Raw genomic sequence first — 24,839 nt, 5'->3', positions numbered from 1 at the left:
GAGATCCTTATTCGGTCTTGCCTTGACTGACGCATTCGCCGCGTCGCCAGAGGCTCCATTGGCCCGGTTCGTAGCGGGTCCAGGTTTCGTTTTCAGTCAGGGGTTCGGTGGCAATCACCGTCACCACGTCGTTGGGCGTGGTTTCGGCCTGGAAGTCGACGATCACATCGACATCCTTCAAGCGCGCAGGACCGAAAGGTGCCCGACGGGTGATCTGGGCCAATTTGGTCGAGCAATAGCAGAACAGCCAGTCACCGTCGCTGAGCAGGCAGTTGAATACGCCTTTGCTACGGTATTCGGCGCAGGCCGCCACCAGGTCTGGCAGAAGCTTTTCAACCTCGACCGGTTCCGGGAACGCCGCACGCACGCGGTTGAGCAAATCGCAGAACGCCGCCTCGCTGTCGGTATCACCGACGGGACGGTAGAAACTGGCGGTCGGATGAAAGTCCGCGAGCTGGCCGTTGTGGGCGAAACACCAGTTGCGCCCCCACAGTTCGCGCACGAACGGGTGCGTATTGGACAGGCAGACCTTGCCGACATTGGCCTGGCGGATGTGCCCGATCACCACTTCACTTTTGATTGGATAGCGCTGCACCAGGTTCGCGACTTCAGACTCGGAGCTGGCGGCCGGGTCCTGAAACAATCGAAGACCGCGACCTTCATAGAACGCGATCCCCCAGCCATCACGGTGCGGGCCGGTACGACCGCCGCGCTGCATCAGCCCGGTGAAGCTGAACACGATGTCGGTCGGCACATTGGCGCTCATGCCCAATAACTCACACATGTTCGGACTCTCGATGAAAAGGCAGGGGCAAGGTTACAAACGCGGCTCGACTCGCAATCGCTGAGGATTGCTCGGAACCGGCGGGCGGCCGTAACGATCATCGCCGGCACCGCCGAAGGGATGATCGTCTTCAGGGTGTTCGGCTTTGGCCGCAGCCTTGGCGGCGGCCGCTTGTTCCTTGCGAGCATTGGAGGCGCGCTCGATGGGGATGCGGATCGCCACCATGACCAGATAAAGACCAAAGGCGATCATGCCGTACATGAGCAGATCGGAAATCGCCCGCCACGCGTTGTTGCCGACCTTGAACAACAGGTCGAGCGCCGTGATGGCGATGGCCGGCGCGACTTTATCCTTCACCGGATCGATGATCGTCGGGCTGAACAGCAACACAGCCACCAGCAGCCGCAGCGGCTCGCGCAGCCAGCGCCACATCCAGCGGGTCAAGCGCATCCATACCAACAGGCAGCCTAAAGCGGCAAAGGCGTAGAGGCCCCAAGCGATCAGATAGTCGTTCTCGGTCATGGTGTCCATGGCAAGGCAGGCAAAGAGGCGCTTATAGTAACGACTTTTCGCACATCAGGCTTGTCCCAATACCAGCCGGTCAAGACACAGAACCTGTGGGAGCGAGCCTGCTCGCGATGAGGTCAGTGCATTCAACATCAATGTTGTCTGGCAGTCCGCCATCGCGAGCAGGCTCGCTCCCACAGGATCTGCAGAGACCTCCAGACTTGCATGCTGCCTGCGTAGCCCTATTTCGTACATTGTCGAGAGCCATCCATGCCTTTATCCGCCAACGTTTCCACCGCCCCGATTGCCCACAAGGCCAAAGGCGATGACCCGTATGCCTGGCTGCAGGAGCGCGACACCGACGCGGTGCTCGACTACCTCAAGGCTGAAAACAGCTATCAAGAGGCGCAAACCGCCGATCAGGCAGGCCTGCGCGAGACCCTGTACGAAGAGATCAAGGGCCGGATTCTCGAAACGGACTTGTCGCTGCCCTCCCCTTGGGGTCCGTACCTGTATTACACGCGGATCACCGCCGGTGACGAATACGCCCGGCACTACCGCTGCCCGCGCCCGGCCGATGACAGCCTGCAACTCGACGAAAGCCAGGAACAGCTGCTGCTGGACCCTAATGAATTGGCCAACGGCGGCTTCTTTTCCCTGGGGGCGTTCAGTATCAGCCCCGATCACCAGCGCCTGGCCTACAGCATCGACGCCAGCGGCGACGAGGTATACACGCTGTTCGTAAAGGAATTGTCCGACGGTCGCGTCAGCGAACTGGAGTTCCAGGACTGCGACGGCAGCATGACCTGGGCCAATGACAGCCTGACGCTGTTTTTCGGCGAGCTGGACGACACCCATCGCCCGCACAAACTATTCCGTTACCGACTGGACGGCACGGCCGCCGAAGAAGTGTTCCATGAGCCGGACGGACGATTCTTCCTGCATTGCTACCGCTCAAGCTCCGAACTGCAACTGCTGCTGTCCCTTGGCAGCAAGACCACCAGTGAAGTCTGGGTGCTTGACGCCTCACAGCCGCACCAGGCCTTCACTTGCCTGGCGCCACGGGTTGAGGACCATGAGTACGACGTCGACCACGGCGCCCTCGATGGCCAATGGACCTGGTTCATTCGCACCAACCGCGACGGCATCAACTTTGCGCTGTACCGCGCCGTCGACACCGGCGTGGCGCCCACCGAAGCCGACTGGCAAAACCTGATCCCCCACAGCGACACCGTGATGATCGAGGGCATGAGCCTGAACACCGGTGCCATGACCCTGAGCCTGCGCAAAGGTGGCTTGCCGATCATCGAAGTCCACCCAAAAGGCCTGACGCCTTTTCGGGTGCAATTGCCGGATGCGGCCTACAGCCTGCACGTCCAGAACAGCCTGGAGTTCGTCAGCGACAGGATCCGCCTGCGCTACGAAGCCCTGAACCGTCCGGCGCAAATTCGCCAGCTTGAACTGGACAGCGGCGAGCAGAAAGTACTCAAGGAAACCCCGGTGCTCGGCCCGTTCGACGCCGATGCCTACGTCAGCCAGCGCCTGTGGGCTACCGCACCGGACGGTACACAGGTGCCGATCAGCCTGGTGGTCAAACGCGAACATCTGGGCCAACCCGTGCCCTTGTACCTTTACGGTTATGGCGCCTATGGCGAAAGCCTCGACCCGTGGTTCTCCCACGCCCGCCTGAGCCTGCTGGATCGCGGCATGGCCTTCGCCATCGCGCACGTGCGCGGCGGCGGCGAGTTGGGCGAGGCCTGGTATCGGGCTGGCAAGCAGGAACACAAGCACAACACGTTCAGCGACTTTATTGCCTGTGCTGAACATTTGATTGCCAATGGCTTCACCACCGCACCACAACTGGCGATCAGCGGCGGCAGTGCCGGTGGTTTGCTGATTGGCGCGGTGCTCAATCAGCGGCCGGAGTTGTTCGGCGCGGCGATTGCCGAAGTGCCGTTCGTCGACGTGCTCAACACTATGCTCGACCCTGACCTGCCCCTGACCGTCACGGAATACGACGAATGGGGCAATCCGCAAGAGCCGGACGTTTATGATCGGATCAAGGCCTACGCCCCGTACGAAAACGTCACCGCGCAAGCCTATCCGGCGACGCTGGTGATCGCCGGCTACAACGACAGCCGTGTGCAGTACTGGGAAGCGGCAAAGTGGGTAGCGAAATTGCGCGCGACCAAAACCGACAACCATCTTCTGCTGCTCAAGACTGAATTGGGCGCCGGGCATGGCGGGATGAGCGGTCGTTATCAGGGATTGCGTGACGTAGCGCTCGAATACGCATTTTTGTTCAAGGTTTTGGGGATTGCCTGAGGAACTTGGCGCGGGGTGCCGGTCTTAAGACCAGACACCTGGCCCGAGGCAACACACATTCCTGTAGGAGCCGGGCTTGCCCGCGATTGCGGTGTCACAGCCAATATTGATGTTGAATGTGATGGCCTCATCGCGGGCAAGTCGAATCGTCGCACCGCCGGCTCCTACAGGGGATTTGTGGTGACTTCAAATTCGACCCAGCAACAGACACAAGAATAACGACATGTCAGAACCGACCTTGCTGAACAACGAAATTCGCGACTGGCTGATGGACTGCGGCCTGTTCGATCAATTGCTGCCCGCCGATTTTGCGGCGGCCTCGGGCTATTTCAGCATCAGCACCGTGGCGCAGGGCGAGCAGATTTTCCATGAGGGTGATGCCGGCAGCTTCATGTGCATCATTCACACCGGACAGGTAGCTGTGCAAAAAACCAATGGTGACGGGCAACTCGTGACCATGGCCACGTTGCGCAGCGGTCGCTCGTTCGGCGAGATGGCGGTGCTGGACGGTGAACGGCGTTCAGCCAGTTGCGTGGCCGCCAGCAACTGTCAGTTGCTGAACCTGGGCAAGGACTCGCTGGAAAAGATGATCAACGACGCGCCAAAAGTCGCCGCCAAGATCATCCGCGCCCTCGCTGTCTCTCTTTCCAAACGCTTGCGCATGGCCGACGGGCAACTGCTTTCGCAGCAGGCTTAACCGCCCGGCGATTTGACTTTCGTCGGGTTTTGCTCGATCCCCGGCACAGGCTGGTCCTTGGTCGGCGGGCTCGGCATTTCAATCGGTACCAACGGCGGACCGCTACTGCCGGGGCCAGTTTTTGGCAAGGAGGGCGCGGTGATTTGCGGGTACGGCGTCGGCGTCGCGGTGCCTGGCGAACCGGGCATGGGGGCGGGGCTGACGGGGATCGTTTGCAGCGTTTGCGCCTGCACTGCAGTAATCGAGAGCGCGGCCAGAGCAATGGCCGTTAGAATAGTGCGCTTCATCAATGGCTCCGTTGGCCTTGTTGTCCCTTTCAGGCTACTCCCAACTGCGTCCGTTTGCCCTCCCAGTTTATGCAAGACTTTCTCAAGAGAGCCCCATGAAACGTTTCGTCCTGCTCGACACCACGCCCATTCCTGAAAACGGCGGTGCCCTGTGCCTGTTCGAATACGGTGAGGATTTCGTCATCAAGATCCAGGGTGGCGACGGCGGACAACTGATGAACACCCGCATGCACGGCTCCGAAGATGCCCTGGCCGAGATCCCCTGCCGCAAAGTGGCGGGTCGCCCGAATTCGCGTGTGCTGATCGGCGGCCTGGGCATGGGCTTCACCCTCGCCTCGGCGCTCAAACATTTGGGCAAGACCGCAGAAGTGGTGGTCGCAGAGTTGGTGCCGGGCGTGGTGGAATGGAACCGTGGGCCGCTGGGCGAGAAAGCCGGCAACCCGTTGCTCGACCCGCGCACCGTGATTCGCATGGAAGACGTGGCCAAGGTGTTGCAAGCCGAGCCGCAAGGGTTCGACGCGATCATGCTCGACGTCGACAACGGCCCCGAAGGCCTGACCCAGAAAGCCAACAGCTGGCTCTACTCCGCCGGTGGCCTGAGTGCCTGCGCCAAGGCCCTGCGCCCCAAGGGCGTGTTGGCGGTGTGGTCGGCGAGCGCTGACAGGCAGTTTTCCGACAAATTGAAAAAGGCCGGTTTCAAGGCCGAGGAAGTGCAAGTTTTCGCCCACGGCAACAAGGGCACACGCCACACCATCTGGATTGCCGAGAAGCTCAAGGGCTGAGCTAAACTTCGCTTAATACCGTCATTAGTCTTTTTACAAAGGTGAACCCATGAGTTCGTCCACCCCGACCAATACTTCGAAGCTGGACCGCATCCTCGCCGACAACCAGCGCGACAAGGAAATGGGCTACCGCGACAAGGCCCTGAAGATGTATCCGCATGTGTGCGGCCGTTGCGCCCGTGAATTCTCCGGCAAGCGCCTGAGCGAACTGACCGTGCACCACCGCGACCACAACCACGACAACAACCCGCAGGATGGCTCCAACTGGGAACTGTTGTGCCTGTACTGCCACGACAATGAACACTCGCGGTATACCGATCAGCAGTATTTCGATGAAGGCTCGCTGAGCACGCCGAAAATCGCCAAGGCGACGCACAACCCGTTTGCGGCGTTGGCGGGATTGATGAAGAAGGAAGACTGAAGATCTTCAGTGTTAATTCCGGCCCCTTYGCGAGCAGGCTCGCTCCCACATTGATCTTGTGAAACACACAGGTCCAAAGTGGGAGCGAGCCTGCTCGCGAAGGCGATCGCCCAGACACCACCAATCTCAAACGAACACCCCTCCCCCAATCCCCGTATAATCGCCGTTTTTTCCCCGAAGGCACCCCGCTCGTGGCAGACAAACGGTATAGCTGCATTGGTTTGTATAACCCCAAATCACCGGAAAACGTCGGTTCGGTCATGCGCGCCGCCGGCTGCTATGGCGTGGCGTCCGTGTTCTATACCGGCAAGCGTTATGAACGCGCCGCCGACTTCGTCACCGACACCAAGCGCGTCCACTACGACATCCCGCTGATCGGTATCGACGACCTGAAAAAAATCCTGCCACTGGGCTGCGTGCCGGTTGCCGTGGAACTGGTCGAAGGCGCCCGCTCCCTGCCCGAATACACTCACCCGGATCGTGCGCTCTACATCTTCGGCCCGGAAGACGGCTCGCTGGATAAAGAGATTCGCGACTGGTGCGAAGACGTGGTCTACATCCCGACCACCGGTTGCATGAACCTGGCGGCCACCGTCAACGTCGTGCTTTACGACCGCATGTCCAAAGGGCTCAACACCCGTTCCGGGGCGAAATTTCGCTGATTCAACGTACATTCGATGGAACAAGCCGCCGGCTTCGGCAGTCAGCTTAACTATCCACGACGACGCAGCCTTCCTGCCAGGAGAAAGATCATGAGCGAACTCAAACGCGTAGAGCGCATCGAATCCACCCCGCTTCAGTCCCCTTCCGAGCAGAACGTTCACGGTTGGGAACGCGCCGGTTCCGTGGCCGGTGGCATCGTGATGATGGGCAAGGGCCTGCGTCGCGGCGGTATTTTCGGCTTGATTCAAGTGGCGATCGGCGGCGTGGCACTGGCTCGCGGAATTACCGGGCACAGCTCGGTCAAAAGCATGATCGAGAAAAGCCGCCAGGACATGGACAATGTACGGGCGAAGATTGAACGGGCCGGGGAAGAGTTGAGCAAGTTGAAGGCGAATGCCGAGGCGGCGACTAAAACCGCTACGGTGACGGGGAATGATTCGTTGAAGTCGCCCAAAGCCGGGGTTTGATCCGGAAGATGCTGTGAGGCTTAGGGCCTCATCGCGAGCAGGCTCACTCCCACAGTTGATTTGCGGTGTACACAAAATCCTGTAGGAGCGAGCCTGCTCGCGATGGCAGTATCACTGGAGTAACTCAGTATTGAGTACCTTGGAAGGCTCGCCGATGACGCTCTCGGCCAGTTGAACAAACTCCTTGGTATCCACACTCTCCAGATGCATCGCCCCGCGCACTACATCATCCAGCGAACGCTTGTTGCGTGTCTTCAGGCGTATCTCGCGGTCCAGTTCCTGTAACAACACCACCGCTTTCGACACCTGCGCCGGGTTGATCTGTTCGCCACGCAGGGTCGTGACCTTCTGGCTGTCCTTGATCAGCTTGCCGTGCAGGCTTTCATACCGCTCATCGCTCATGCCGCCGGCACGGCGCACCAGTTCGATGGCGTAATACTCGGCAAAACCTTCAGTGATCCAATCGCTGCGCTGTTTATCGTTGATCCGCCCGAACACCTGCACCAACTCACGCACCAGCGCACTGCTGCCGCTTTCGCTGACCAGCGGCAGACGCGTGTTCAGGTAGATCGATTCATGCGCGGCAAGGCTACCGCGCCACATCGGGTCGTTGGCGCCGACAATCAGCAATTTGCCTGGATGACGCGGGAACACGGCCTGCACTTGCGGCCAGACAAAGGTCAACAGGGTCAGCACGTCCATGCGGCGCATGCCCTGACCCTGTGGCGAAGCGACGGTGACTTCGGTTTCTCCCAGCCGCGTGCGACGACTGCCGAGGTGGCCCGCGAGCATCCAGCCGGTGGGCCGGTCGAACAGTCGGGACACATTATCGATGCGGAATTTGTTCTTGCCGATCCGCGGCCAGGCGGTTTCGACGCTTTTCCAACCGCTGGGCAACTCGAACTCAAGGCGCGAAACCAGCTCGATACCATCCTGTTGATCGAGTTTGGCTGGCGGCACCAGATCGTCACCGCGCATCAGCGCCCAACCGGGCGTCATGCGCGTGTCGAAACTGCCGCTCTTGCGCCCATGGCTGATGCGTACGCGGTAGGTCAGGCTCGCCTTGTCGGCGGATGGATGCCAGACACCCCGCGCCGATTTTCCCGGCGTAAGTTGCCATTGGCCGTCGGCCTTGAAGTCGCTGTAGCGGCTGCCGTCGCCCAGGTCAAAATCCAGGCTGCGCACCGCCGAACCCTGCGCCAGCGTCAGGCGCACCTCAGCTTGATCACTTTGTGGCAACAGGCGCACGTGGTAATCCAGATCGACTTTCTTCGCCGCCCACACGGACGAACTCAGGGCCAGTAGCCCAACTGCCAACGCCAGCCGCAATCCCACAGCCATACACACTCCTTCGTGAAGCTGAATCTGTCAGCCATTAACCCGCGCGGAATATCAGGTGATCTTCCCAATCATCTTCAGGCACGCTGCCTTCGGCGAGCATGCGCCCGGATTGCGAAATACGCTCGTGGTGCACCGCATCGCGATCACCACACACCAAATGGTGCCAGAGCGGCAGGTCCTTGCCTTCACTGACCAGGCGATAGCCGCAGGTCGGTGGCAGCCATTTAAACTCGTCAGCCTTGCCCGGCGTGAGCTGGATGCAGTCCGGGACGAAGTCACGCCGGTTGGGGTAATCGGTGCACTGGCAGGTTTTCAGGTCGAGCAGTTTGCAGGCAATTCGCGTGTAATAGACGCTGTTGTCGTCTTCATCTTCGAGCTTTTGCAGGCAGCACAGGCCACAGCCGTCGCACAACGACTCCCATTCCTCTTGATCCAATTGATCGAGGGTTTTGCGTATCCAGAACGGTTCGACTTTGGCGGCCATGGCTCAAGCATCAACATCAGGTGGTGAAAAGGCCGCCAGTCTAGTGCCAAGGCCCTTGTGGGCCAAGCATTGGCGACTGCCGGTATAAACAGGCTTGTCAGTTTTTGCGCCGCCCAGTAGGGTTTCGCGTCGCTCCCTCACTTTCAAACGTAGCAAGGAATCTCTTGATGAGTGCTAATCCACGCGTTGCCGACTACGCCATCCACCCGCAGTTCACCGATCGCTGGTCACCCCGCGCGTTCACCGGCGAGACCATCCCGGAAGAAACCCTGCTGAGCTTCTTCGAAGCCGCCCGCTGGGCACCGTCGGCCTACAATTCGCAGCCTTGGCGGTTTCTCTATGCGCGTCGCGACACGCCAAACTGGGAGCGTTACCTGGGCCTGCTGAACGAATTCAACCGCGGCTGGGCACAACACGCCTCGGCGCTGGTGATCGTGATCTCGAAAACCACCTTCGCCGTGCCGGGCGCGACCGAAGAAACCCCGGCCCTGTGGCACACCTTTGACACCGGCTCGGCGTGGGGTCACTTGGCGTTGCAAGCGAGCATCAGCGGCTGGCACACCCATGGCATGGCCGGTTTCGATCAGGAACTGACCCGCAAGGAGCTGAACATTCCTGAAGGTTATGCGCTGCACGCGGCCATTGCGGTGGGCAAACTGGGCGACAAGGCATCGCTGGCGGATTACCTGCAAGCGCGTGAAGAGCCAAGCCCGCGTCGTCCGTTGAGCGAGTTGGCCGCCGAGGGCGACTTCACCCTCTAATCAACACTGAAGATCTACTGTAGGAGCCGAGCTTGCTCGCGAAGAGGCCGGCACTTTCAACATCCATGTTGACTATGACACCGCCATCGCGAGCAAGCTCGGCTCCTACAGGTTTTTGCATAAAATTCGAGCGAGGGGTGGGTTTAATAACCGCGATCGAAATCCACTTCCCCGCGCAACGCTTCACCCGCCTGATACGCCCGCAAATTCTCGACAAACAGGTTCACCATCATCGATGGCGACGTCGGCGCCGAGCTGTGGCCGGTCAGCAACAAGCCCCAGGCGGTCCAGAACGGATGACGTTGCGGCAGCGGCTCCTGACGGCAGACATCGATCACCGCGCCCGCCAGATGCCCTTCTTTCAAGGCTTCCACCAGATCCGCATCGACCACCGCGACACCGCGACCGACGTTGATGAACAACCCGGTCGGTTTGAACTGCTTGAACAGCGCCGCGTCGTACAGGTCGTGGGTATTGGGGGTGTTGGGCAGCAGATTGACCACGTAATCGACTTCCCCGACCAAACGCGGCAAATCCGTCAACGCACCGACTTCAACAAACGGCGCCTGCTCGCGGGCTTCGCTGGCGATGCCGTACAACTCGACGCCAAACGGCACCAGGAACTGCGCCACCGTCTGCCCGATGTCACCCGTGCCGACGATCAATACCTTGCGCCCCGCCAGGCTCTGGCCATGGCGGCTGTCCCATTTGCGCTCGACCTGGCTGACCAGCCGCGCCAATACTTCGCGCTCGTGGCCAAGCATGTAGGTCAGCACGTATTCGGCCATGACCTGACCGAAAATGCCAACCGCGCGGGTCAGGCGATAGTGACGTGGCAAACCGTCGGCCAGCAGTGGCGTGATGCCCGCCCAGGTCGATTGCAGCCATTGCGGCTCGTGGCCCTGACGCAACAGAGTGGCCAGCAGATCCGGCTGCCCCAGCCAGACCGGGCAATCAGCCGCCAGACGAGCCAGTTCAGCGGAGTCTCCACTGGTGAGCACTTCCAGCTCAGGCGCCGCCTGACGCAACAATTGTGCATACACCGGGTGGTCGTGTTCGGCAATCAGAACGCGCATGTTTCAAACCTTTCAAAAACCGTGCAGACGGCCGCGCACGGAGCATCGCTCTCTCGTCACGGCCATCGCCAAAAATCATTCCAGTGTTTCACACAGACTCTGAACAGAGCCTGTCTGCGGGTCACATCGGATCGTTGCGGCGCAGCAATTCTTCCGGCAAGTGTTCGATGTACTCGTCTTCGGCCGGCGGCATTTGCAGGTGGTAGCCCTGCTTTTCAAGGTTTTCCAGGACCACTGTGATGTCTTCGCGTGACAGCTTGCGCTCGGGCGTCAACACCAGATCGAACGCGTGGTGCGGTTTGCCGAAGGCCGCCATCAGTGATTCCGGGACACGCTCCAGTGCATCGCTTTTGAGCACATAGAGGTACATCTCGTTTTTCTTCAGGCTTCGGTAGATCGAGCAAATACGTTTCAAGGCTGTTCTCCGGCGGTGGCCAGGCTGTCGAGCAGTGCCTGGCCCATCAATTCGCGGCGCCAGCCACGCAACGAATCAGGCAATTGGTAAGGACCATTGGGGAAGCCGCTCTTGAGCAGCGCTTCCAGGGTTTTCTTGCGCAGCATCAGTTCCGGCGCGATGTTCAAGCGCTCGGCTTCGGCCTGGCCGATAGCGCGCAACTGTTTGACCAGCACGGCGGCATCCACCGGCAACGGCTCCGGCACGGCGGGCGGCCATTGATCGGGCGACACACTGCCAGAGCGCTTGATCAGATCAAGCAGAAATTCGCCATCCTGACGCACGGTACGCGGGTGCATGTCTTCAATTTTCGCCAGCGCGCCGAGGTTGTCCGGCTGAGTCCGCGCCAGCGGCCACAGGGAATGCTCACGGACGATGCGGTTGCGCGGCAAATCACGGGCACGGGCTTCGCGCTCACGCCAGGCGCACAGCTCCCGCAACACGGCGAGTTGGGCGCGGGACAGCTTCCAGGCCAGTTTGGCTTCGCGGTAGACCTCGTACGGGTCGACCTCGCGGCGCAGGTTGGCCACCAACTCGGCGCCGTCTTCCAGAACCCAGGCGTACTTGTCGTCAGAAAGCTTCGGGCGAAGCTGTACGAAAACTTCCGCCAGGTGCAAAGCATCTTCAGCGGCGTAACTGATCTGAGTATCGGAAAGCGGACGTTGCAGCCAGTCGGAACGGGTTTCGCCTTTGGGCAAGTCGATGCCGAGCACCTCTTGCACCAATCGCGAGTAGCCCATGGAGAAACCCAGGTTCAGGTAAGCGGCCGCCAGTTGCGTGTCGAACAGCGGCTCCGGCAGGCTGCCGGTCAGGCGCAACAGGACCTCAAGGTCTTCGCTGCAGGCATGGACGACTTTGACCACGGCCGGATTTTCCAGCAACGCGGCCAAGGGTTGCCAGTTGTCGATGGTCAGTGGGTCTATCAGGTAAGCGCGTACACCATCGCCGATCTGCAGCAGGCCGGCGATCGGGTAAAAGGTGTCGACCCGCATGAATTCGGTGTCGAGGGCAACGAATGGCAGCTGCTGCCACTCGGCGCAAAACTGACCGAGGCTATCGTTGTCGCGAATCCAGTGAATATCGATGGCCACACGGCTCTCCCTTGAAGAATGGCGCGCAGTATATATCGCCGCCAGCGATTTCCGCGCATCCACTGAACAAGAGCTTTAGCGAAAAGACCTGCCCGACATCAAGAAATGTCTGACAAGCGGAGACTAACTGGTCTTACTCAGCACATAGACCCGCATCCACGCGCAGCCCGGCAGGAAACCCTGATGGCTCAGCACTTGGAAACCTGCCTGCCTGAACTCAGCTTCAACCTCGACCTTGCTGACCGGCTGTGGGGCCTGAGAGGCCTCCGTCTCTAGTCGGCGCGGCTTGAAATAGCCGTCGACCCGCACCGCCACAATCACTGTGTCGCGACTGACCCGGTGGAACTCCTGAAGCATGGCCAATCGATGCTCGGGGCAACTGATGTGCTGAAACAGTCGCATGCAAAAAATGCAGTCCACTGCATTGGCGGACAAGCCAAGGTTGAAGGCGGAGCTCTGAAAGGTCTTGATTCGCTTGAGCAGGCTCTGTGGATGGTGAGTCTGCGCATGGTTAAGCATGTCCTGGGACGGGTCCGACGCGAGGATCACGCGGTTGGCGTGCTCGGCCAGCACCGGCCAGAAGCGCCCGACGCCGCACGCCACATCAAGGATCAACCCCGGCTCGCCGGCCACCTTGAGCGCATTGCGCACCAGGTTTTGCTCGCGCCAGAACGCCAGACGCCCGGTCAGGTTTCGCGGTTGCGGCTGACGGCAGACGCGGGCGTGTTCCTGATCGTAGCGCCGGGCGAACTCAAGCTCGATGGCGGATGTGGGTTGCGCAGACATGTGCAATGACTCTTGGTGGTGACTCTACCGGCCGCTGGCTAGCGGCCTGCGCGTAAAAGGGTTGAAACCTTCAATCTTTGGCCAACACGCCGTCGATAGCCGCACCACGACAACCGGCGAACATGTCCAGGTCCTGGTTGTAGACCTTGCTGCTGACTTCCAGCAGACCCAGCATCGAATGGAACAGGTTGTCCTGGCTCAATGGCTTGTCGCGAGTCAGTTGCAGGCATTGGGTGTCCACCGAGAACGACTTCTGATAGCTGTCGGAGAACCACGCCAACATCGCCACGTGCTTCTGTTGTTCAGGCGCCAACATGTAAGGCGTGCCATGCAGGAACAGGTTGTATTCACCCAGCGACTCGCCGTGGTCGGACAGGTACAGCATCGCGGTGTCGACTTTTTCCTGGTTCTTGCGCAACAGATCGATCAGGCTCGACAGCACATGGTCGGTATACACCAGCGTATTGTCGTAACCATTAACGATACTTTCGCGACTGCAGTTGTTCAGGGCGTTACTTTCACAAACTGGCGTGAACCGTTCGAATTCTTTCGGGTAGCGCTTGAAGTATTCAGGGCCATGGCTACCCATTTGATGCAAGACCAACACGGTGTCTTTATCGAGTGTGTCGATAAAGTGTTGTAAACCTTTTAGCAGGATTTCATCGCGGCATTCGCTGTTGGCGCACAGTATCGGGTCTTTCAAGTTGCTCACATCGTCAAGGGTGACGCGGTCGCACGTGCCTTTGCAGCCCGACTGATTGTCACGCCAGATCACGTCCAGACCGGCACGCTTAAGCACATCCAGCAGGCCTTCTTCATTCTTTGCCTTGCTGGCGTTGTAGTTCTTGCGGCCCATGTTAGAGAACATGCACGGCACGGACACGGCCGTTTCCGTGCCGCATGAATGCACATCGGTGAACGCGATCAGGCCGGCTTCTTTACTCAGCTTCGGGGTGGTGTCGCGGTCGTACCCCAGGATGCCGAAGTTCTCGGCCCGGGCGCTCTCGCCAACTACCAATACCGTCAGGGATTTGCGGCCATGAGCTTGCCAGACCGGATTTTTCTGCGCGTCTTCGCCGATTTTGACAAAGGGTTGACGGGCGGAAACCACTTGTTCACGCAAATAGCCGGCCGAGGCGCCGATGTAGTTGCTCGGCACAACCATCAGGCGCAACTCGTGGTGATTGCGAAACAATGAGGACAAGCCCTGATAGTTAATCAGGGCAACACCGCCGATGACGGCAGCCGAGGCAACACTCACTAACACCTTACTTAATAACTCATGGTGCCAGCGGCGATAATTAATCGGCGTTTTCCATAACAACCACGACGGCAATACGCCCAAAAACAGGATATAAGCCAACAACTTTAACGAGAGTAAGTCGCGTACTTCTGTCGCATTGGTTTGCGCAAAGTTACGTAACATACCGGTGTCAATCAGCGCACCGTATTGGCTCATGAAGTAGGCCACGCTGGCGCTGATCACGAAGAGCAGCGTCAGGACCGGCTTCAACACACGTTTGAAGGCCACAAAGGTCAGAAAAATGTTGAAAGCCGCCAGAATCATCGCACCGAATGCCACGCGCATGACGATGCCTTTACCGTCGGACGCGGTGATTTCAAACAGGTGCTGCCACAGCACAAAATTGAAGGCTGTTAACAAAAAGGCGCTGGCAATCAGTGTCACCCATTCCGGGCGCACGGCTTTAATCTTCAACATGGTGATCGGTTGTTCCTGAAAAGAAGTGCCTCCGGCAAATGTGAAAATTTCATTGACCGAGACAACACCAATGTTAGGCACCCATCCATCAATTTTTTGTGAAAAAGAAGCCAACGATTAGTTGGCTTATTAAACCTGCGACCAACGTCTTGACCCTTTGAGACTGGTTCAGACCTTGTTCAGGCCTGATGCAGATACCAGCGCCAATCCTGCTCACCGACCTCGCCCATGAACTGTCGGTACTCGGCGCGTTTCACCGCCAGGTAAACGCCAAGGAAAGGTTGTCCGAACGCTTCACGCGCCCAGGTCGAACCTTCCAGTGCGCGCAACGTGGTCAGCCAATCGGTCGGAAGCAATTCCGTGGCCTGGGCGTATCCATTGCCTTCCACCGGCGCACCCGGGTCGAGTTGTTCGCGGATACCGCGATGGATACCGGCCAGGATCGCCGCAGCGGCCAGGTACGGGTTGGCGTCGGCGCCACAAATACGGTGTTCGATGTGCCGGGAGAACGCCGGCCCGCCTGGCACGCGCAAGCTCACCGTGCGGTTATCCACGCCCCAGGTCGCCGCCAGGGGAGCGTAGCTGTTGGTCTGGAATCGACGGTAGGAGTTGGCATTCGGGCAGAACAACAGCAACGAATCGAGCAAGGTGCTGAGCATCCCACCGACGGCTTGCCTGAGCAGCGGTGTACCGTCCGGCGCTTCGCTGGCGAACAGGTTGTTGCCCTCCTTGTCCGCCAGGCTGACGTGCATGTGCATCCCGGTGCCCGCCAGGTCGTCGAAGGGTTTGGCCATGAAGCAGGCGGTCATCCCGTGCTTGTGGGCCACGCCCTTGACCAGCCGTTTGTAGCGCACTGCTTCGTCCATCGCCTGTAGGGCGTCGGTGCGGTGTTCGAGGGTAATTTCCACTTGGCCCGGCGCATATTCGGAAATCGCCGTACGCGCCGGAATCCCCTGCAACTTGCAGGCACTGTAGAGATCAGCCAGAAACGGCTCGATCTGCTCCAGCTCACGTAAACCGTAGACTTGCGTCGTGCGCGGCCGCCCGCCATCGACATCCCGCGCCGGTTGCGGTCGCCCCTGGCTGTCGCGCTGCTGATCCAGCAGATAAAACTCAAGCTCTGCAGCCATGACCGGGTAATAACCGTCCGCCTGCAAGCCTTCGATCACTTTCGCCAACAAGTGCCGAGGGTCGGCGATCGTCGCCGGCATGCCTTCTTTCGGATGCATGCTGACTTGCACCGCTGCCGTGGGAATCAACCGCCACGGCATGCGCGTCAGACTACCGCTGACCGGATAGGCGCGGCAGTCAATATCGCCGACATCCCAGACCAGTCCGGAGTTTTCCACGTCATCGCCATTAATGGTCAGGCCAAGAATGGTGCTCGGCAACGGCCGGCCGCTGTCGTACACCGCCAGAAGTTCATCGCGATGCAACAACTTGCCCCGGGGCACGCCGTTGTTGTCGAGGATGAACAGTTCGAACATTTCAATATCCGGGTTCTGTTCGAGAAAGGTCAGGGCTTCTTGCGGGGAGGCGAACGATGTCGTGGCGCAACTCATGGGAATTCTCTTTTTTCCGCGTCAGGCAAACGCGCAGGCGTCGCCGATGTGATCCAGCGCCGGGCGCCGGACCTGTCAGAACAATCAACGGGAAATGCAGGAATCCGGTGGGCGTGCGTGACGACAGTGCCACAGCGCCCAGAAGGCCAACTCGGAGGGAAGTGCGACGGGACAATCGCCCATAGGTAAAACCGTAGAGGACAGATGAGTGGCAGCGTCACACGGGCGGTCAGGTCTTTAAATCTGGATTTGAAGAACTTTGGTTGCGGGTTGGCTAAACAATCATCTCCCATGCACCGTCCAACCCTGTAGGAGCCGAGCTTGCTCGCGATGGCATCGTGTCAGTCACCATGAATATCGACTATCGCACCGCCATCGCGAGCAAGCTCGGCTCCTACAGGGGGGATCTGTGGTGTGGCTGAAGTATTTAATTTTTAAATAGTGCCGGGGATTATCTGATTTGCCGCCGCCAGCCATTGCGCGCCTAATCGAGGCCTTGTTTTTGAAGGCCTGTTTGATGGAAAACGTTCGCGCTACGACCCGCCCTGCCCTTTGGCTGATGTTCAGCATCATGCTCGTCGCCCTTAACCTGCGTCCGTCGATGGCGGCGGTCGGGCCTTTGCTGTCGTCGATTCGCGCGGACATTGCGCTGAGTTTCAGCTTGGCCTCACTGCTGACGATGCTGCCGGTCATGGCCATGGGCTTGGCGATGTTTTTCGGCTTGCGGGTGAGCCAACGCCTCGGCGAACAGCGCACGGTGGTGCTGTCGCTGTTGATCATTGGCGTGGCCACTACGTCGCGGCTGTTTCTCGATTCAGCCGCCGAACTGATCCTCAGTGCGGTGCTGGCAGGTATCGGTATTGCGCTAATCCAGGCCCTGATGCCGGCACTGATCAAAGCCCGGTTCAGTGACAACGTCGCCATGTGCATGGGGCTCTATGTCACGTCGATCATGGGCGGCGCGGCGATTGCGGCCTCGTTTGCGCCGCTGGTCATGAACCAAACCGGCAGCTGGCGCATCGGCCTGGCGATATGGGCGGCGCTGGCCGTGGTGGCCCTGCTGTTGTGGTCTGGCCAGCGCGGTGGATCAACGGCTCGCCCGACGCAATCAGCCCGCCAGCCGAGCTTCTTTGCCAATTCCCGCGCCTGGTTACTCGCAATCTTCTTCGGTTTGGGCACCGCGTCTTACACCTGCGTATTGGCGTGGCTCGCGCCGTACTACGTGGAAAAGGGCTGGAGCGAACAACACGCCGGTTTGTTGCTTGGCTTTTTGACGGCCATGGAAGTGTTATCCGGGCTGGTAACGCCTGCCATTGCCAATCGCAGCCGTGACCGGCGTCTGGTGCTGGTGGTGTTGCTGGCACTGATCATGGCCGGTTTCTGCGGGCTGATTCTCTGCCCACAACAGCTGAGCCTGCTCTGGCCGTGCCTGCTGGGGCTCGGCATCGGCGGGCTGTTCCCGATGAGCCTGATTGTGTCGCTGGATCACCTCGACAATCCGCAACGCGCCGGCGCCCTGACGGCATTCGTGCAAGGCATCGGGTACTTGATCGCCGGCCTCTCACCGCTAATGGCAGGGATGATTCGCGATCAACTGGGCAGTTTCGAATGGGCCTGGTGGACGCTGACCGGGGTCATGGGGTTGATGATCCTGATGGTCCTGCGCTTCAACCCGCGGCATTACAGCCAACACATCCGCTGATCGGAGTAGAAACTTCCTACAGGGCATTCTCTTGGCACCATCGTTCCGTTAGGATCTTTCGCACACGTTTGCGCACTGTCAGCGCAAGGAGCACAGCGAGACAGAACGGATGCTGAACAGTAACTTGCTTAGAAAGCTCGATATGCAGGACCTCATGGTGTTTGTCGCCGTGTACGAGCAAAGCAGCGTCACCGGTGTGTCGGAGACGCTCTGCGTCAGCCAGTCCACGGTGAGTTACTGCCTGAAAAAGCTGCGTACCGGTTTTGACGACGAGTTGTTCATCAAAACCCGCACCGGTATGCGCCCCACCTACAAAGCCAGCACCATGTACACGCCTGTGCTGAAAATCCTCGAAAGCATCAACCTGTGCCACGCCAGCGCCCCGGCATTTGACCCGACCCTGCACGCAGTGACCTTCAATATTTGCGCGCCGGAGTATTTCGAGCAGCTGATTTTGCCGCGTCTGCTCAAGCGCTTCGATTTCGCCGACCTGCCGGTGATGGTCAACATGTACAAGTTCGAAACCGACATCCCGGCCGACGAGTTGCGCGATGGCCGTCTCGACCTGGCGATCTGTTTCGGCCCGAATTTCCATCGCAGCCACACCGACTTCAAATCCCGGCTGTTACTGGAAGATGACTTGGTTTGCGTGTTCGACAAACGCGCCACGCCGCTGGAGCCGCGGTTAAGCCTGCAAGCCTTTGTGCAACGCCGGCATGTGTTTCCAACCCCATGGACGTCCAGCACCAACATGGTCGACGGCTGGCTGGCGCAACAGGCGCACAAACGACAGATTGTCGCGCGTGCCAACAGCTACAGCGCGGCATTGAAGATGATCACTGGCACCGACTACATCCTGACCCTGCCCCGCCGTATCCAGCAATTGCTGGCCAACGAGGCAATCTTCAATCATTGCGAAGCCCCCAACGGCCTGCCGGGTTTCACCCTGGACATGCAGTGGAGTCAAAGCGCCGATCAGGACAGTGCCAACACCTGGCTGCGCGAGCAGGTGATCGACGTTTGCGCCGAGCAGGCAATGGCCTGAGATTCAGCCGCTGATGGCGGTCTTGGTGTAGGACTCGCGATCGATATCGAGGATTTCCACGCACAGCTGCACTTCCACCTCGGCAGGCCATTCGCACAGGTCCTGGACCACCGCCAGCAGGCTTTCGGACAGCTGCTGTTTAATCTGCGGTGAGCGACCACTCAACAATGCCAGCTTCACATGCACAAACGCCCGTTCACTCAACGCAGTACCGACCTTGAAGGTCTCGACCTTCAGCGCTCGGCTCTTGATGTCGGACTCCGCAGCAAACTGACCGGAAGCCACCAAGGCATTATTGAGTCGGATCAATGCCACGTCGGCGTTCAGCTCGGGCAGATTGGCGGTGTATTCCATGTGCAGGTGTGGCATGTGGCGGCTCCAGATAGAGGGCAGAAAGATCCTACGTATAACACAGCGCCGTCTTACTCACTGGGGCTGCGGCAATGGCGAGCGCTCACTCATGAACACTTCCAGACGCGAACGCAACCAGCGTTCGGCGGGGTCGGTATCGACATGGCTGAGCCAGACCATCGACAGGTCAAGGGTCGGGGTCTTGAACGGGAACGGTTCCTTGAACAGCAAACCGGATGCCGCCATGGCTTCGGCCGCGTAATCGGGCAAACTGGCGATCAAATCGGTGCCGGCGAGCAAGGCCGGCAACGAGCTGTATTGCGGCACGGAAAGGACGACCTGGCGCGTACGCCCTATCTCCGCCAGCCACTCATCGGCGTAACCACTGACGTTCGCGGTGTGGGAAACCAACACATGAGGGCGTGAGCAATATTCATCGAGCGTCAGCGGTGTGTCGGACGCATCGGCGCGCAGGATGCTCGGCATGATGTGCCGCAACAACTTGCGCTTGGCGTTGGCCGGCAGGCCACGGGTCTGGCTGATGCCCACGGTGATGTCGCCGGCCGCCAGCAAATCGGGAATGCGCCAGTAATCGACATGCTGAACCACAAACACCACCTTCGGGGCTTCTTGGCGCAAGGCGCGCAGGAGCGGCGGGAGCAGTCCGAACTCGACGTCATCCGACAGTCCGATACGGAAGGTCATGGTGCTGCTGGCCGGGTCGAAATCGTGGGTCAGGCTTAATGCCATCGACAGCGAATCCAGCGCTGGCGACAGGTATTGAATCAACTCCTCGGCGCGGGCTGTCGGCTCCATGCGGTGGCCGACGCGGATGAACAGTGGATCGTTGAACATCGTCCGCAGGCGGTTGAGCGCGGAGCTGATGGTCGGTTGACCGAGAAACAGCTTCTCCGCCACCCGCGTCACGTTGCGCTCAAGCATCAACGATTCGAACACCACCATCAGGTTGATGTCCGCCTTGCGCAGTTCATTACGATTCATTCCTTGCCCCCGGTCCCCAACACTTGAGGCAGTGTAGAAAGGCCCGAGGGAGGCGTCTATGTCCAGCGGACATCAATTGACGGTCAAGGATTTCAATCCGAAGGCAAGCGGTCGAACGTCCGGCCCCATCCCGAACTGTTTCGGGCTGACGGCATCGGCGAACTGCAATTGCACAATCAACACCCCCTGACTCGACACCCGTTGCTGCATCTCGGCCGTAAGGGCCACATCGATGATGTTGCCATCAGCCTGTTCAAGCCGGGTATTCACGGCCGGTACGCCATTGATGTTGATGACGACACTTTGCCGCGCATGCCCCGGCGGCAGGAACGCCGTGGCTTCCAGACGTAAGGAATGCACGGGCGTCGGGACGCGGAACATCACTTCGGCGTCGGGACTTTTCGACCAGGTGCCCCAGAGTTCTGGCTCGGACCATCCATTGGCGAGCAATGCCCCGCCCTTGCCGCCGTAATTGAACAGCGTCTTTTGTCCGGGCTCGACGGAGGGCACAAGATCCAGCGGGTTGATTTGCGAGGCCAGCTGCAAACACGTGCTGCATTGTTTCCAGCCTGGGGCCAGCACCGTGAACCCGTCAATCCTGGCGAAGAGGTCCGTTCGGGTATCAACGTTTCTCACCGCCTGGATCAACGCCCGCTCATCGAGCAGGTACAACGAGTCGGCGGCATACTTGCCCGAGGCCATTTCACGCGCCGTCTCCTGCTCGGATTTGATCCAGTTGGCCGTGTCCATCCGCCCGAGGTACACGGCATTCGTTTCCAGGCCATGGGCACCGGCAAAATCAGCCACCGACATCCACTTCGGGGACAGATTCTGCGGAACGATCCAGCGAATGTTCCGGTAATGGGTCGCAGCACTGTTCCAGAACGGGTCGACCATGGGCGACACCCACTTCGACGCCGGTTCAACCATCAATTGTTTGCGCACGCCTATCCAGCCGGCGTGGGTATCGAGCACCTGGATCAGCAACGCCAGGGACAACAGACTCACGGCAGTGCGCGGGGTATTGGCGCGAATCACCAGGAAAATGATGGCGAAGATTATCGCGTAGTAGACCGGCCAGAACATCCGCCCTGACGCACGGAAGATGTTGGCGATTGAAATCACCAAGGGTGGCAGTGGATAGGTCAATTCGAGCGAACCCATTGCCACATGGTTAGAAATCGAAAACAGGCTCAGCCCCACCAGCGCCGCCAGCAACAGTGGCCACCGCCGCAGTCGCAGGAAAAAACCGGTATTGCCTTGAAGCAACCCCACCAGTGCGCAAACGCCCAGCGTCATCAGCCCAAGGCCCAGAAAAAGAAACCCTTCAACATCGCCGAGCCCTTGAACGCCGGGTAAATCCTTCAGTACATAGGACCACTGCCCCGACCAGTTCCCGGGATCTATCAGTGACAGCAGATTCATGGCGTACAGACCAAAACCGGCCGATATCGCGCCGTCCCCGCCCACCGAAAAATAGCCCGCCTGCCAGCAGCAAAAACTGACCAGCGAAAAAAGCCCGATCAATTCGATGGCAGCAGACTGCAGCGTCAGTTTTTTCCTGAAATAGCCTGCCGTGAGATCGGCGATCCAGATCACGGCCACCATCGCCAGAAAATACGCATGGATCAACGCCGCCGCCGCCAGCAACGACCCCCAGGCCAAGCGTCGACGACGCAATTGCGGATGCAGCGCCAGATACAACGAGGCCAGAACCAGAAAATGCCCGCCCAGGGACAAATGGAAAGGCATGCGCATGATCATGGGTGGAACAAACAGAAACAACGCCGTACTCACGGCACGAACACCCACATGGGTCGACACCAGCCCCACCAGTTTCCAGGCAAACCAGGCCTGCAAAACGAAGCAGGTCAGGAACCAGAGTCCGAAGTACTGGAAAGGCATTGGCAACAGTGAGGCGAACGGTTTGAACAGCAAAGCAAGCAGCGGATTGGAATCAGAAAAAATGATGCCATTGGCCAATTCCAGTCCATAGGAAGGATTGAGCCCGATTGGAAAGGCCCAGGGTGACTGCCGGAAAAACACCCAGCCCAGGTAATGCGTCGCCGGATCACCGTTGCCCAGCCATGCAATGTTTTGAGGGTTCAGCGCCCTTGGCCCAACGACGATGAAAAAGGCTAGAACACCGATCAACAAAGGCAACAGGTTGATCGGCAGCCGCTTAGCCAAGTCCTTCATCGATACGTCCAGAAGTTATGCAGTACAAAGGTGAAGGCCGGAATGGTCAGCGCCACCGCGCCAATCCCCAGCAAATAATGCAGGCCGGCCATTTGCGCGGCCCAGGCCACCAGCATCGCCAGCAGAAATCCGGCAACGGACACCATCATGAAACGCAGCAGTGTCCGTCCGTGCAACCGCGCGGAAAAACTCCAGGTGGTATTGATCACGTAGGACACCACCGTCGCCACGGCAAACGCCACGCCATTGGCCAACGGCGGCAATGGCAACACGTAATTGATGAACAGCACGGCCACCAGCGCATGCAAGGCCGTGACGAACAACCCGGTCACGGCAAAGCGCAGGCCACGCTGGATCAGGGCGGATTTTTCGGCTGACGTCACGGTTTCTGCGCCAGTACAAACACCGTCAACCCGGCCAGACGATTGGCGTTCATGAACGGCAACTCGATGCGGCACAAGGACTTCAACAGCGTATTCACCAGCGGGTGATGGCGCTTGAGTTGCGAACGCGGCGGCGAGGGTTGCGCGCCTTGGGGCAGCAATCGCAACGTGGCGGCAATCGGGAATACCAGGCCGAAGTAGTAAGCGCCCTGCTGCACCGTCAATCCGGCGTCCCGGGCCACGGTTTCCAGTTGCGCCAAGGTGTAGCGGCGTTTGTGTTCGAGAAACTCGTCGTGCCCGCTCCACAGAAACCGGAACGCCGGCACCGTCATCAGGAACCGGCTGCCGGACGGGACTTTGTCGACATAGGCCTTGAGCAACCCGACGTCGTCGTCGACATGCTCCAGCACGTCCATCAGCAACACCAGGTCGGCGTCCACCGCATCGATGGCGCGACGGTAATGCACCGGTTTGCCGGCGGTGCCGGCGTCCGAGTCGGCGTCGTAACTGATGTCCACGCACCACGCTTCATCAGCCGATGAATGACTCAGAAGATGGTGAGTAAAGAACCCGGAGCCTGCGCCCACATCGAGAATTTTCTTGAACGGGGTGCTGCCGAGCAACCGCGTGGTCGCCGCCGCTTTGGAGGCGTAATACCAATGCTGATCGATGCTTGAACCGAGAATGTCGGTTTCCTTGAGATCCACGGTTCAGTCCTTGGGGTCATAGACACGCCGCACCAGATACACCGGTCGGCGTTTGGATTCGATGTAGGTTCGGCCCAGGTATTCACCCAGCACACCGATGCCGATCAATTGCAGGCCACCCAGAAAGGTGACCGCCACCATCAGCGAGGCATAACCCGGAAGGTCGATACCGGAAATCAGGGTGCGCAATATGATGAAGATGGCGAACGAGAAGGAAATCAGCGAAACGAGCAGCCCGAGGTAGGTCCAGATCCGCAGCGGTTCGGTGCTGAAACTGGTGATGCCCTCCAGGGCGAAGTTCCATAACCGCCAGCCATTGAACTTGGTCGCTCCGGCCGCCCGCTCAGGACGTTCGTAGTTGACGTGGGTGGTGCGAAAACCGACCCAGGCGAACAGGCCTTTCATGAAGCGCCGGGATTCGGGCAAGGTCTGCAAGGCATCGATCACGCAGCGGTCCATGAGCCGGAAGTCACCGACATTTTCCGGCAGGTGTTGCTCGGCGATTTTGTTGTGCAGGCGGTAGAACCAGTTGGCTGAGGTCTGCTTGGCCCAGGAATCGGTTTTACGACTCACGCGATGGCCCAGCACCACTTCAAAGCCTTCACGCCAGCGGGCAATCATCTCGAGAATGACCTCCGGCGGGTCCTGCAAATCAACGTCGATCGGCACCACGACCTGGCCGGTGGCGGTCTGCAAACCCGCGGTTAACGCCGCTTCCTTGCCGAAATTGCGGCTCAGATCGACGATGCGCAAGCGCGGGTCCGTCAGTTGGCGTTCCAGCAACAGGTCCAGTGTGGTGTCGGTGCTGCCGTCATTGACGAACACCATCTCCAGATCAATCAGCACTTCATCCTTGAAGACGTTATTAATCCGCGCGATGAACAAATCGACGGTGGCTGCTTCATTGAACACCGGGATGACGAGCGATAACGCCAGAGGCCCGGTCAGTTGCGTTCCGTGCTGATGAGTCAATTGATTGCTCTTTTTTATAGTGGTTTTTCTACAATCCGGGGCTGTCGCCGGGTTCTCGACGCCATGAGCCGAGTCGTATTAAGCAGGACCGAGGGTGGTGATGCAAGGGCGAATCCGAGGGGGTTTTGGCCATTCCCACCGGCCCGCCGGCGTCGGCAGAAATATTTTCAAATGCCTGGAAACAAATGCCCGGTGGCCAAAAAAGCCAGCTCCGCTAGGCTTGCCCCCGACGCGTCACACAGGTTGTCGCAATAACCCATCGCATGGAGC

The 24,839-nt window shown here is 59.4% G+C and carries 26 protein-coding genes; 9 read left to right on the top strand and 17 right to left on the bottom strand.

Annotated features, from left to right (window positions below; all coding sequences use genetic code 11):
- Positions 1-7 precede the first annotated feature (7 nt).
- Positions 8-784 carry a class II glutamine amidotransferase gene (locus AC1DWM_RS06625; protein WP_223511418.1) on the bottom strand — a complete coding sequence of 259 codons (777 nt, stop codon included), beginning with the start codon at positions 782-784 and terminating at the stop codon, positions 8-10.
- Between the two features lie 33 nt (positions 785-817).
- A complete protein-coding gene (locus tag AC1DWM_RS06620; RefSeq protein WP_223511417.1) occupies positions 818-1,315 on the bottom strand; it encodes an MFS transporter in 498 nt (165 codons plus the stop codon).
- A 246-nt stretch (positions 1,316-1,561) separates the two neighbouring features.
- Here AC1DWM_RS06620 and AC1DWM_RS06615 point away from each other — a divergent pair, with 246 nt between their 5' ends.
- Positions 1,562-3,616: a S9 family peptidase gene (locus AC1DWM_RS06615; RefSeq protein WP_477794855.1), complete on the top strand. Its 2,055-nt coding sequence runs from the start codon at positions 1,562-1,564 to the stop codon at positions 3,614-3,616.
- Positions 3,617-3,839: 223 nt separating this feature from the next.
- Complete coding sequence (locus tag AC1DWM_RS06610; protein WP_477794854.1) at positions 3,840-4,313, top strand: cyclic nucleotide-binding domain-containing protein; 474 nt, start codon at positions 3,840-3,842, stop codon at positions 4,311-4,313.
- Here AC1DWM_RS06610 and AC1DWM_RS06605 read toward each other — a convergent pair.
- Positions 4,310-4,600 carry a hypothetical protein gene (locus tag AC1DWM_RS06605; RefSeq protein WP_007944005.1) on the bottom strand — a complete coding sequence of 97 codons (291 nt, stop codon included), beginning with the start codon at positions 4,598-4,600 and terminating at the stop codon, positions 4,310-4,312. The genes AC1DWM_RS06610 and AC1DWM_RS06605 overlap by 4 nt on opposite strands.
- A 95-nt stretch (positions 4,601-4,695) precedes the next feature.
- Between AC1DWM_RS06605 and AC1DWM_RS06600 the strand changes: the two genes are divergently transcribed.
- From AC1DWM_RS06600 to AC1DWM_RS06585, 4 genes are all read left to right on the top strand, one after another.
- Positions 4,696-5,382, top strand: coding sequence for a spermidine synthase (locus AC1DWM_RS06600; RefSeq protein WP_007898703.1), 687 nt, complete (start codon positions 4,696-4,698; stop codon positions 5,380-5,382).
- A gap of 49 nt (positions 5,383-5,431) precedes the next feature.
- Positions 5,432-5,803: a YajD family HNH nuclease gene (locus AC1DWM_RS06595; RefSeq protein ID WP_007898702.1), complete on the top strand. Its 372-nt coding sequence runs from the start codon at positions 5,432-5,434 to the stop codon at positions 5,801-5,803.
- Between the two features lie 191 nt (positions 5,804-5,994).
- Positions 5,995-6,465 carry an RNA methyltransferase gene (locus AC1DWM_RS06590; protein ID WP_008153126.1) on the top strand — a complete coding sequence of 157 codons (471 nt, stop codon included), beginning with the start codon at positions 5,995-5,997 and terminating at the stop codon, positions 6,463-6,465.
- Positions 6,466-6,555: 90 nt separating this feature from the next.
- A complete protein-coding gene (locus AC1DWM_RS06585; RefSeq protein WP_223511414.1) occupies positions 6,556-6,933 on the top strand; it encodes a YgaP family membrane protein in 378 nt (125 codons plus the stop codon).
- A 111-nt stretch (positions 6,934-7,044) separates the two neighbouring features.
- On the opposite strand, the gene AC1DWM_RS06580 is transcribed toward AC1DWM_RS06585, so the two are convergent.
- Positions 7,045-8,274 carry a hypothetical protein gene (locus tag AC1DWM_RS06580; protein ID WP_477794853.1) on the bottom strand — a complete coding sequence of 410 codons (1,230 nt, stop codon included), beginning with the start codon at positions 8,272-8,274 and terminating at the stop codon, positions 7,045-7,047.
- A 34-nt stretch (positions 8,275-8,308) separates the two neighbouring features.
- A complete protein-coding gene (locus AC1DWM_RS06575; RefSeq protein WP_007944020.1) occupies positions 8,309-8,758 on the bottom strand; it encodes a YcgN family cysteine cluster protein in 450 nt (149 codons plus the stop codon).
- Positions 8,759-8,925: 167 nt separating this feature from the next.
- Between AC1DWM_RS06575 and AC1DWM_RS06570 the strand changes: the two genes are divergently transcribed.
- Positions 8,926-9,519 (top strand): nitroreductase family protein, encoded by a 594-nt coding sequence (locus AC1DWM_RS06570; RefSeq protein ID WP_223511412.1) that lies wholly within the window; start codon positions 8,926-8,928, stop codon positions 9,517-9,519.
- Positions 9,520-9,662: 143 nt separating this feature from the next.
- Here AC1DWM_RS06570 and AC1DWM_RS06565 read toward each other — a convergent pair whose 3' ends face one another.
- The 6 genes from AC1DWM_RS06565 to AC1DWM_RS06540 form a co-directional block, all read right to left on the bottom strand.
- Entirely contained in the window at positions 9,663-10,595 is a 933-nt protein-coding gene (locus AC1DWM_RS06565; protein ID WP_223511410.1) for a D-2-hydroxyacid dehydrogenase, read from the bottom strand.
- 121 nt (positions 10,596-10,716) lie between these two features.
- The gene (locus AC1DWM_RS06560) at positions 10,717-11,010 is read right to left on the bottom strand and encodes a YcgL domain-containing protein (RefSeq protein WP_007898694.1); all 294 of its coding nucleotides are present in this window, start codon (positions 11,008-11,010) and stop codon (positions 10,717-10,719) included.
- Complete coding sequence (gene rnd / locus AC1DWM_RS06555) at positions 11,007-12,140, bottom strand: ribonuclease D (RefSeq protein WP_223511408.1); 1,134 nt, start codon at positions 12,138-12,140, stop codon at positions 11,007-11,009. The genes AC1DWM_RS06560 and rnd overlap by 4 nt, the downstream gene beginning before the upstream one ends.
- A gap of 123 nt (positions 12,141-12,263) precedes the next feature.
- Positions 12,264-12,926: a class I SAM-dependent methyltransferase gene (locus AC1DWM_RS06550; RefSeq protein ID WP_223511406.1), complete on the bottom strand. Its 663-nt coding sequence runs from the start codon at positions 12,924-12,926 to the stop codon at positions 12,264-12,266.
- A 70-nt stretch (positions 12,927-12,996) separates the two neighbouring features.
- Positions 12,997-14,646, bottom strand: coding sequence for a phosphoethanolamine transferase (locus tag AC1DWM_RS06545; RefSeq protein ID WP_223511405.1), 1,650 nt, complete (start codon positions 14,644-14,646; stop codon positions 12,997-12,999).
- Between the two features lie 179 nt (positions 14,647-14,825).
- Entirely contained in the window at positions 14,826-16,208 is a 1,383-nt protein-coding gene (locus tag AC1DWM_RS06540; RefSeq protein ID WP_223511404.1) for a glutamine synthetase family protein, read from the bottom strand.
- Between the two features lie 517 nt (positions 16,209-16,725).
- On the opposite strand from AC1DWM_RS06540, the gene AC1DWM_RS06535 reads away from it, so the two are divergent.
- Both AC1DWM_RS06535 and AC1DWM_RS06530 read left to right on the top strand, forming a co-directional pair.
- Positions 16,726-17,910, top strand: a complete 1,185-nt coding sequence (locus AC1DWM_RS06535; protein ID WP_477794852.1) for a cyanate transporter — start codon at positions 16,726-16,728, stop codon at positions 17,908-17,910.
- Between the two features lie 109 nt (positions 17,911-18,019).
- Positions 18,020-18,955, top strand: coding sequence for a LysR family transcriptional regulator (locus AC1DWM_RS06530; protein WP_477794851.1), 936 nt, complete (start codon positions 18,020-18,022; stop codon positions 18,953-18,955).
- A 3-nt stretch (positions 18,956-18,958) separates the two neighbouring features.
- On the opposite strand, the gene AC1DWM_RS06525 is transcribed toward AC1DWM_RS06530, so the two are convergent.
- The 6 genes from AC1DWM_RS06525 to AC1DWM_RS06500 all read right to left on the bottom strand — a co-directional run bounded on the left by AC1DWM_RS06525 (position 18,959) and on the right by AC1DWM_RS06500 (position 24,569).
- Positions 18,959-19,324: a 5-carboxymethyl-2-hydroxymuconate Delta-isomerase gene (locus AC1DWM_RS06525; RefSeq protein ID WP_477794850.1), complete on the bottom strand. Its 366-nt coding sequence runs from the start codon at positions 19,322-19,324 to the stop codon at positions 18,959-18,961.
- Between the two features lie 57 nt (positions 19,325-19,381).
- A complete protein-coding gene (locus tag AC1DWM_RS06520) occupies positions 19,382-20,308 on the bottom strand; it encodes a LysR substrate-binding domain-containing protein (protein ID WP_223511400.1) in 927 nt (308 codons plus the stop codon).
- A 72-nt stretch (positions 20,309-20,380) separates the two neighbouring features.
- A complete protein-coding gene (locus AC1DWM_RS06515) occupies positions 20,381-22,507 on the bottom strand; it encodes a DUF6311 domain-containing protein (protein ID WP_477794849.1) in 2,127 nt (708 codons plus the stop codon).
- Positions 22,504-22,890: a GtrA family protein gene (locus AC1DWM_RS06510; RefSeq protein ID WP_223511397.1), complete on the bottom strand. Its 387-nt coding sequence runs from the start codon at positions 22,888-22,890 to the stop codon at positions 22,504-22,506. Before AC1DWM_RS06510 ends, AC1DWM_RS06515 begins: the two co-directional genes overlap by 4 nt.
- Positions 22,887-23,597, bottom strand: coding sequence for a class I SAM-dependent methyltransferase (locus AC1DWM_RS06505; RefSeq protein ID WP_223511395.1), 711 nt, complete (start codon positions 23,595-23,597; stop codon positions 22,887-22,889). Before AC1DWM_RS06505 ends, AC1DWM_RS06510 begins: the two co-directional genes overlap by 4 nt.
- A 3-nt stretch (positions 23,598-23,600) precedes the next feature.
- Positions 23,601-24,569: a glycosyltransferase family 2 protein gene (locus AC1DWM_RS06500; protein ID WP_223511393.1), complete on the bottom strand. Its 969-nt coding sequence runs from the start codon at positions 24,567-24,569 to the stop codon at positions 23,601-23,603.
- Between the last annotated feature and the right edge of the window lie 270 nt (positions 24,570-24,839).

The organism is Pseudomonas sp. P4_C8 (genome assembly GCF_056401975.1).
Note: the sequence above shows the minus strand (reverse complement) of the source record. Positions and strands in the feature narration are given on the sequence as shown.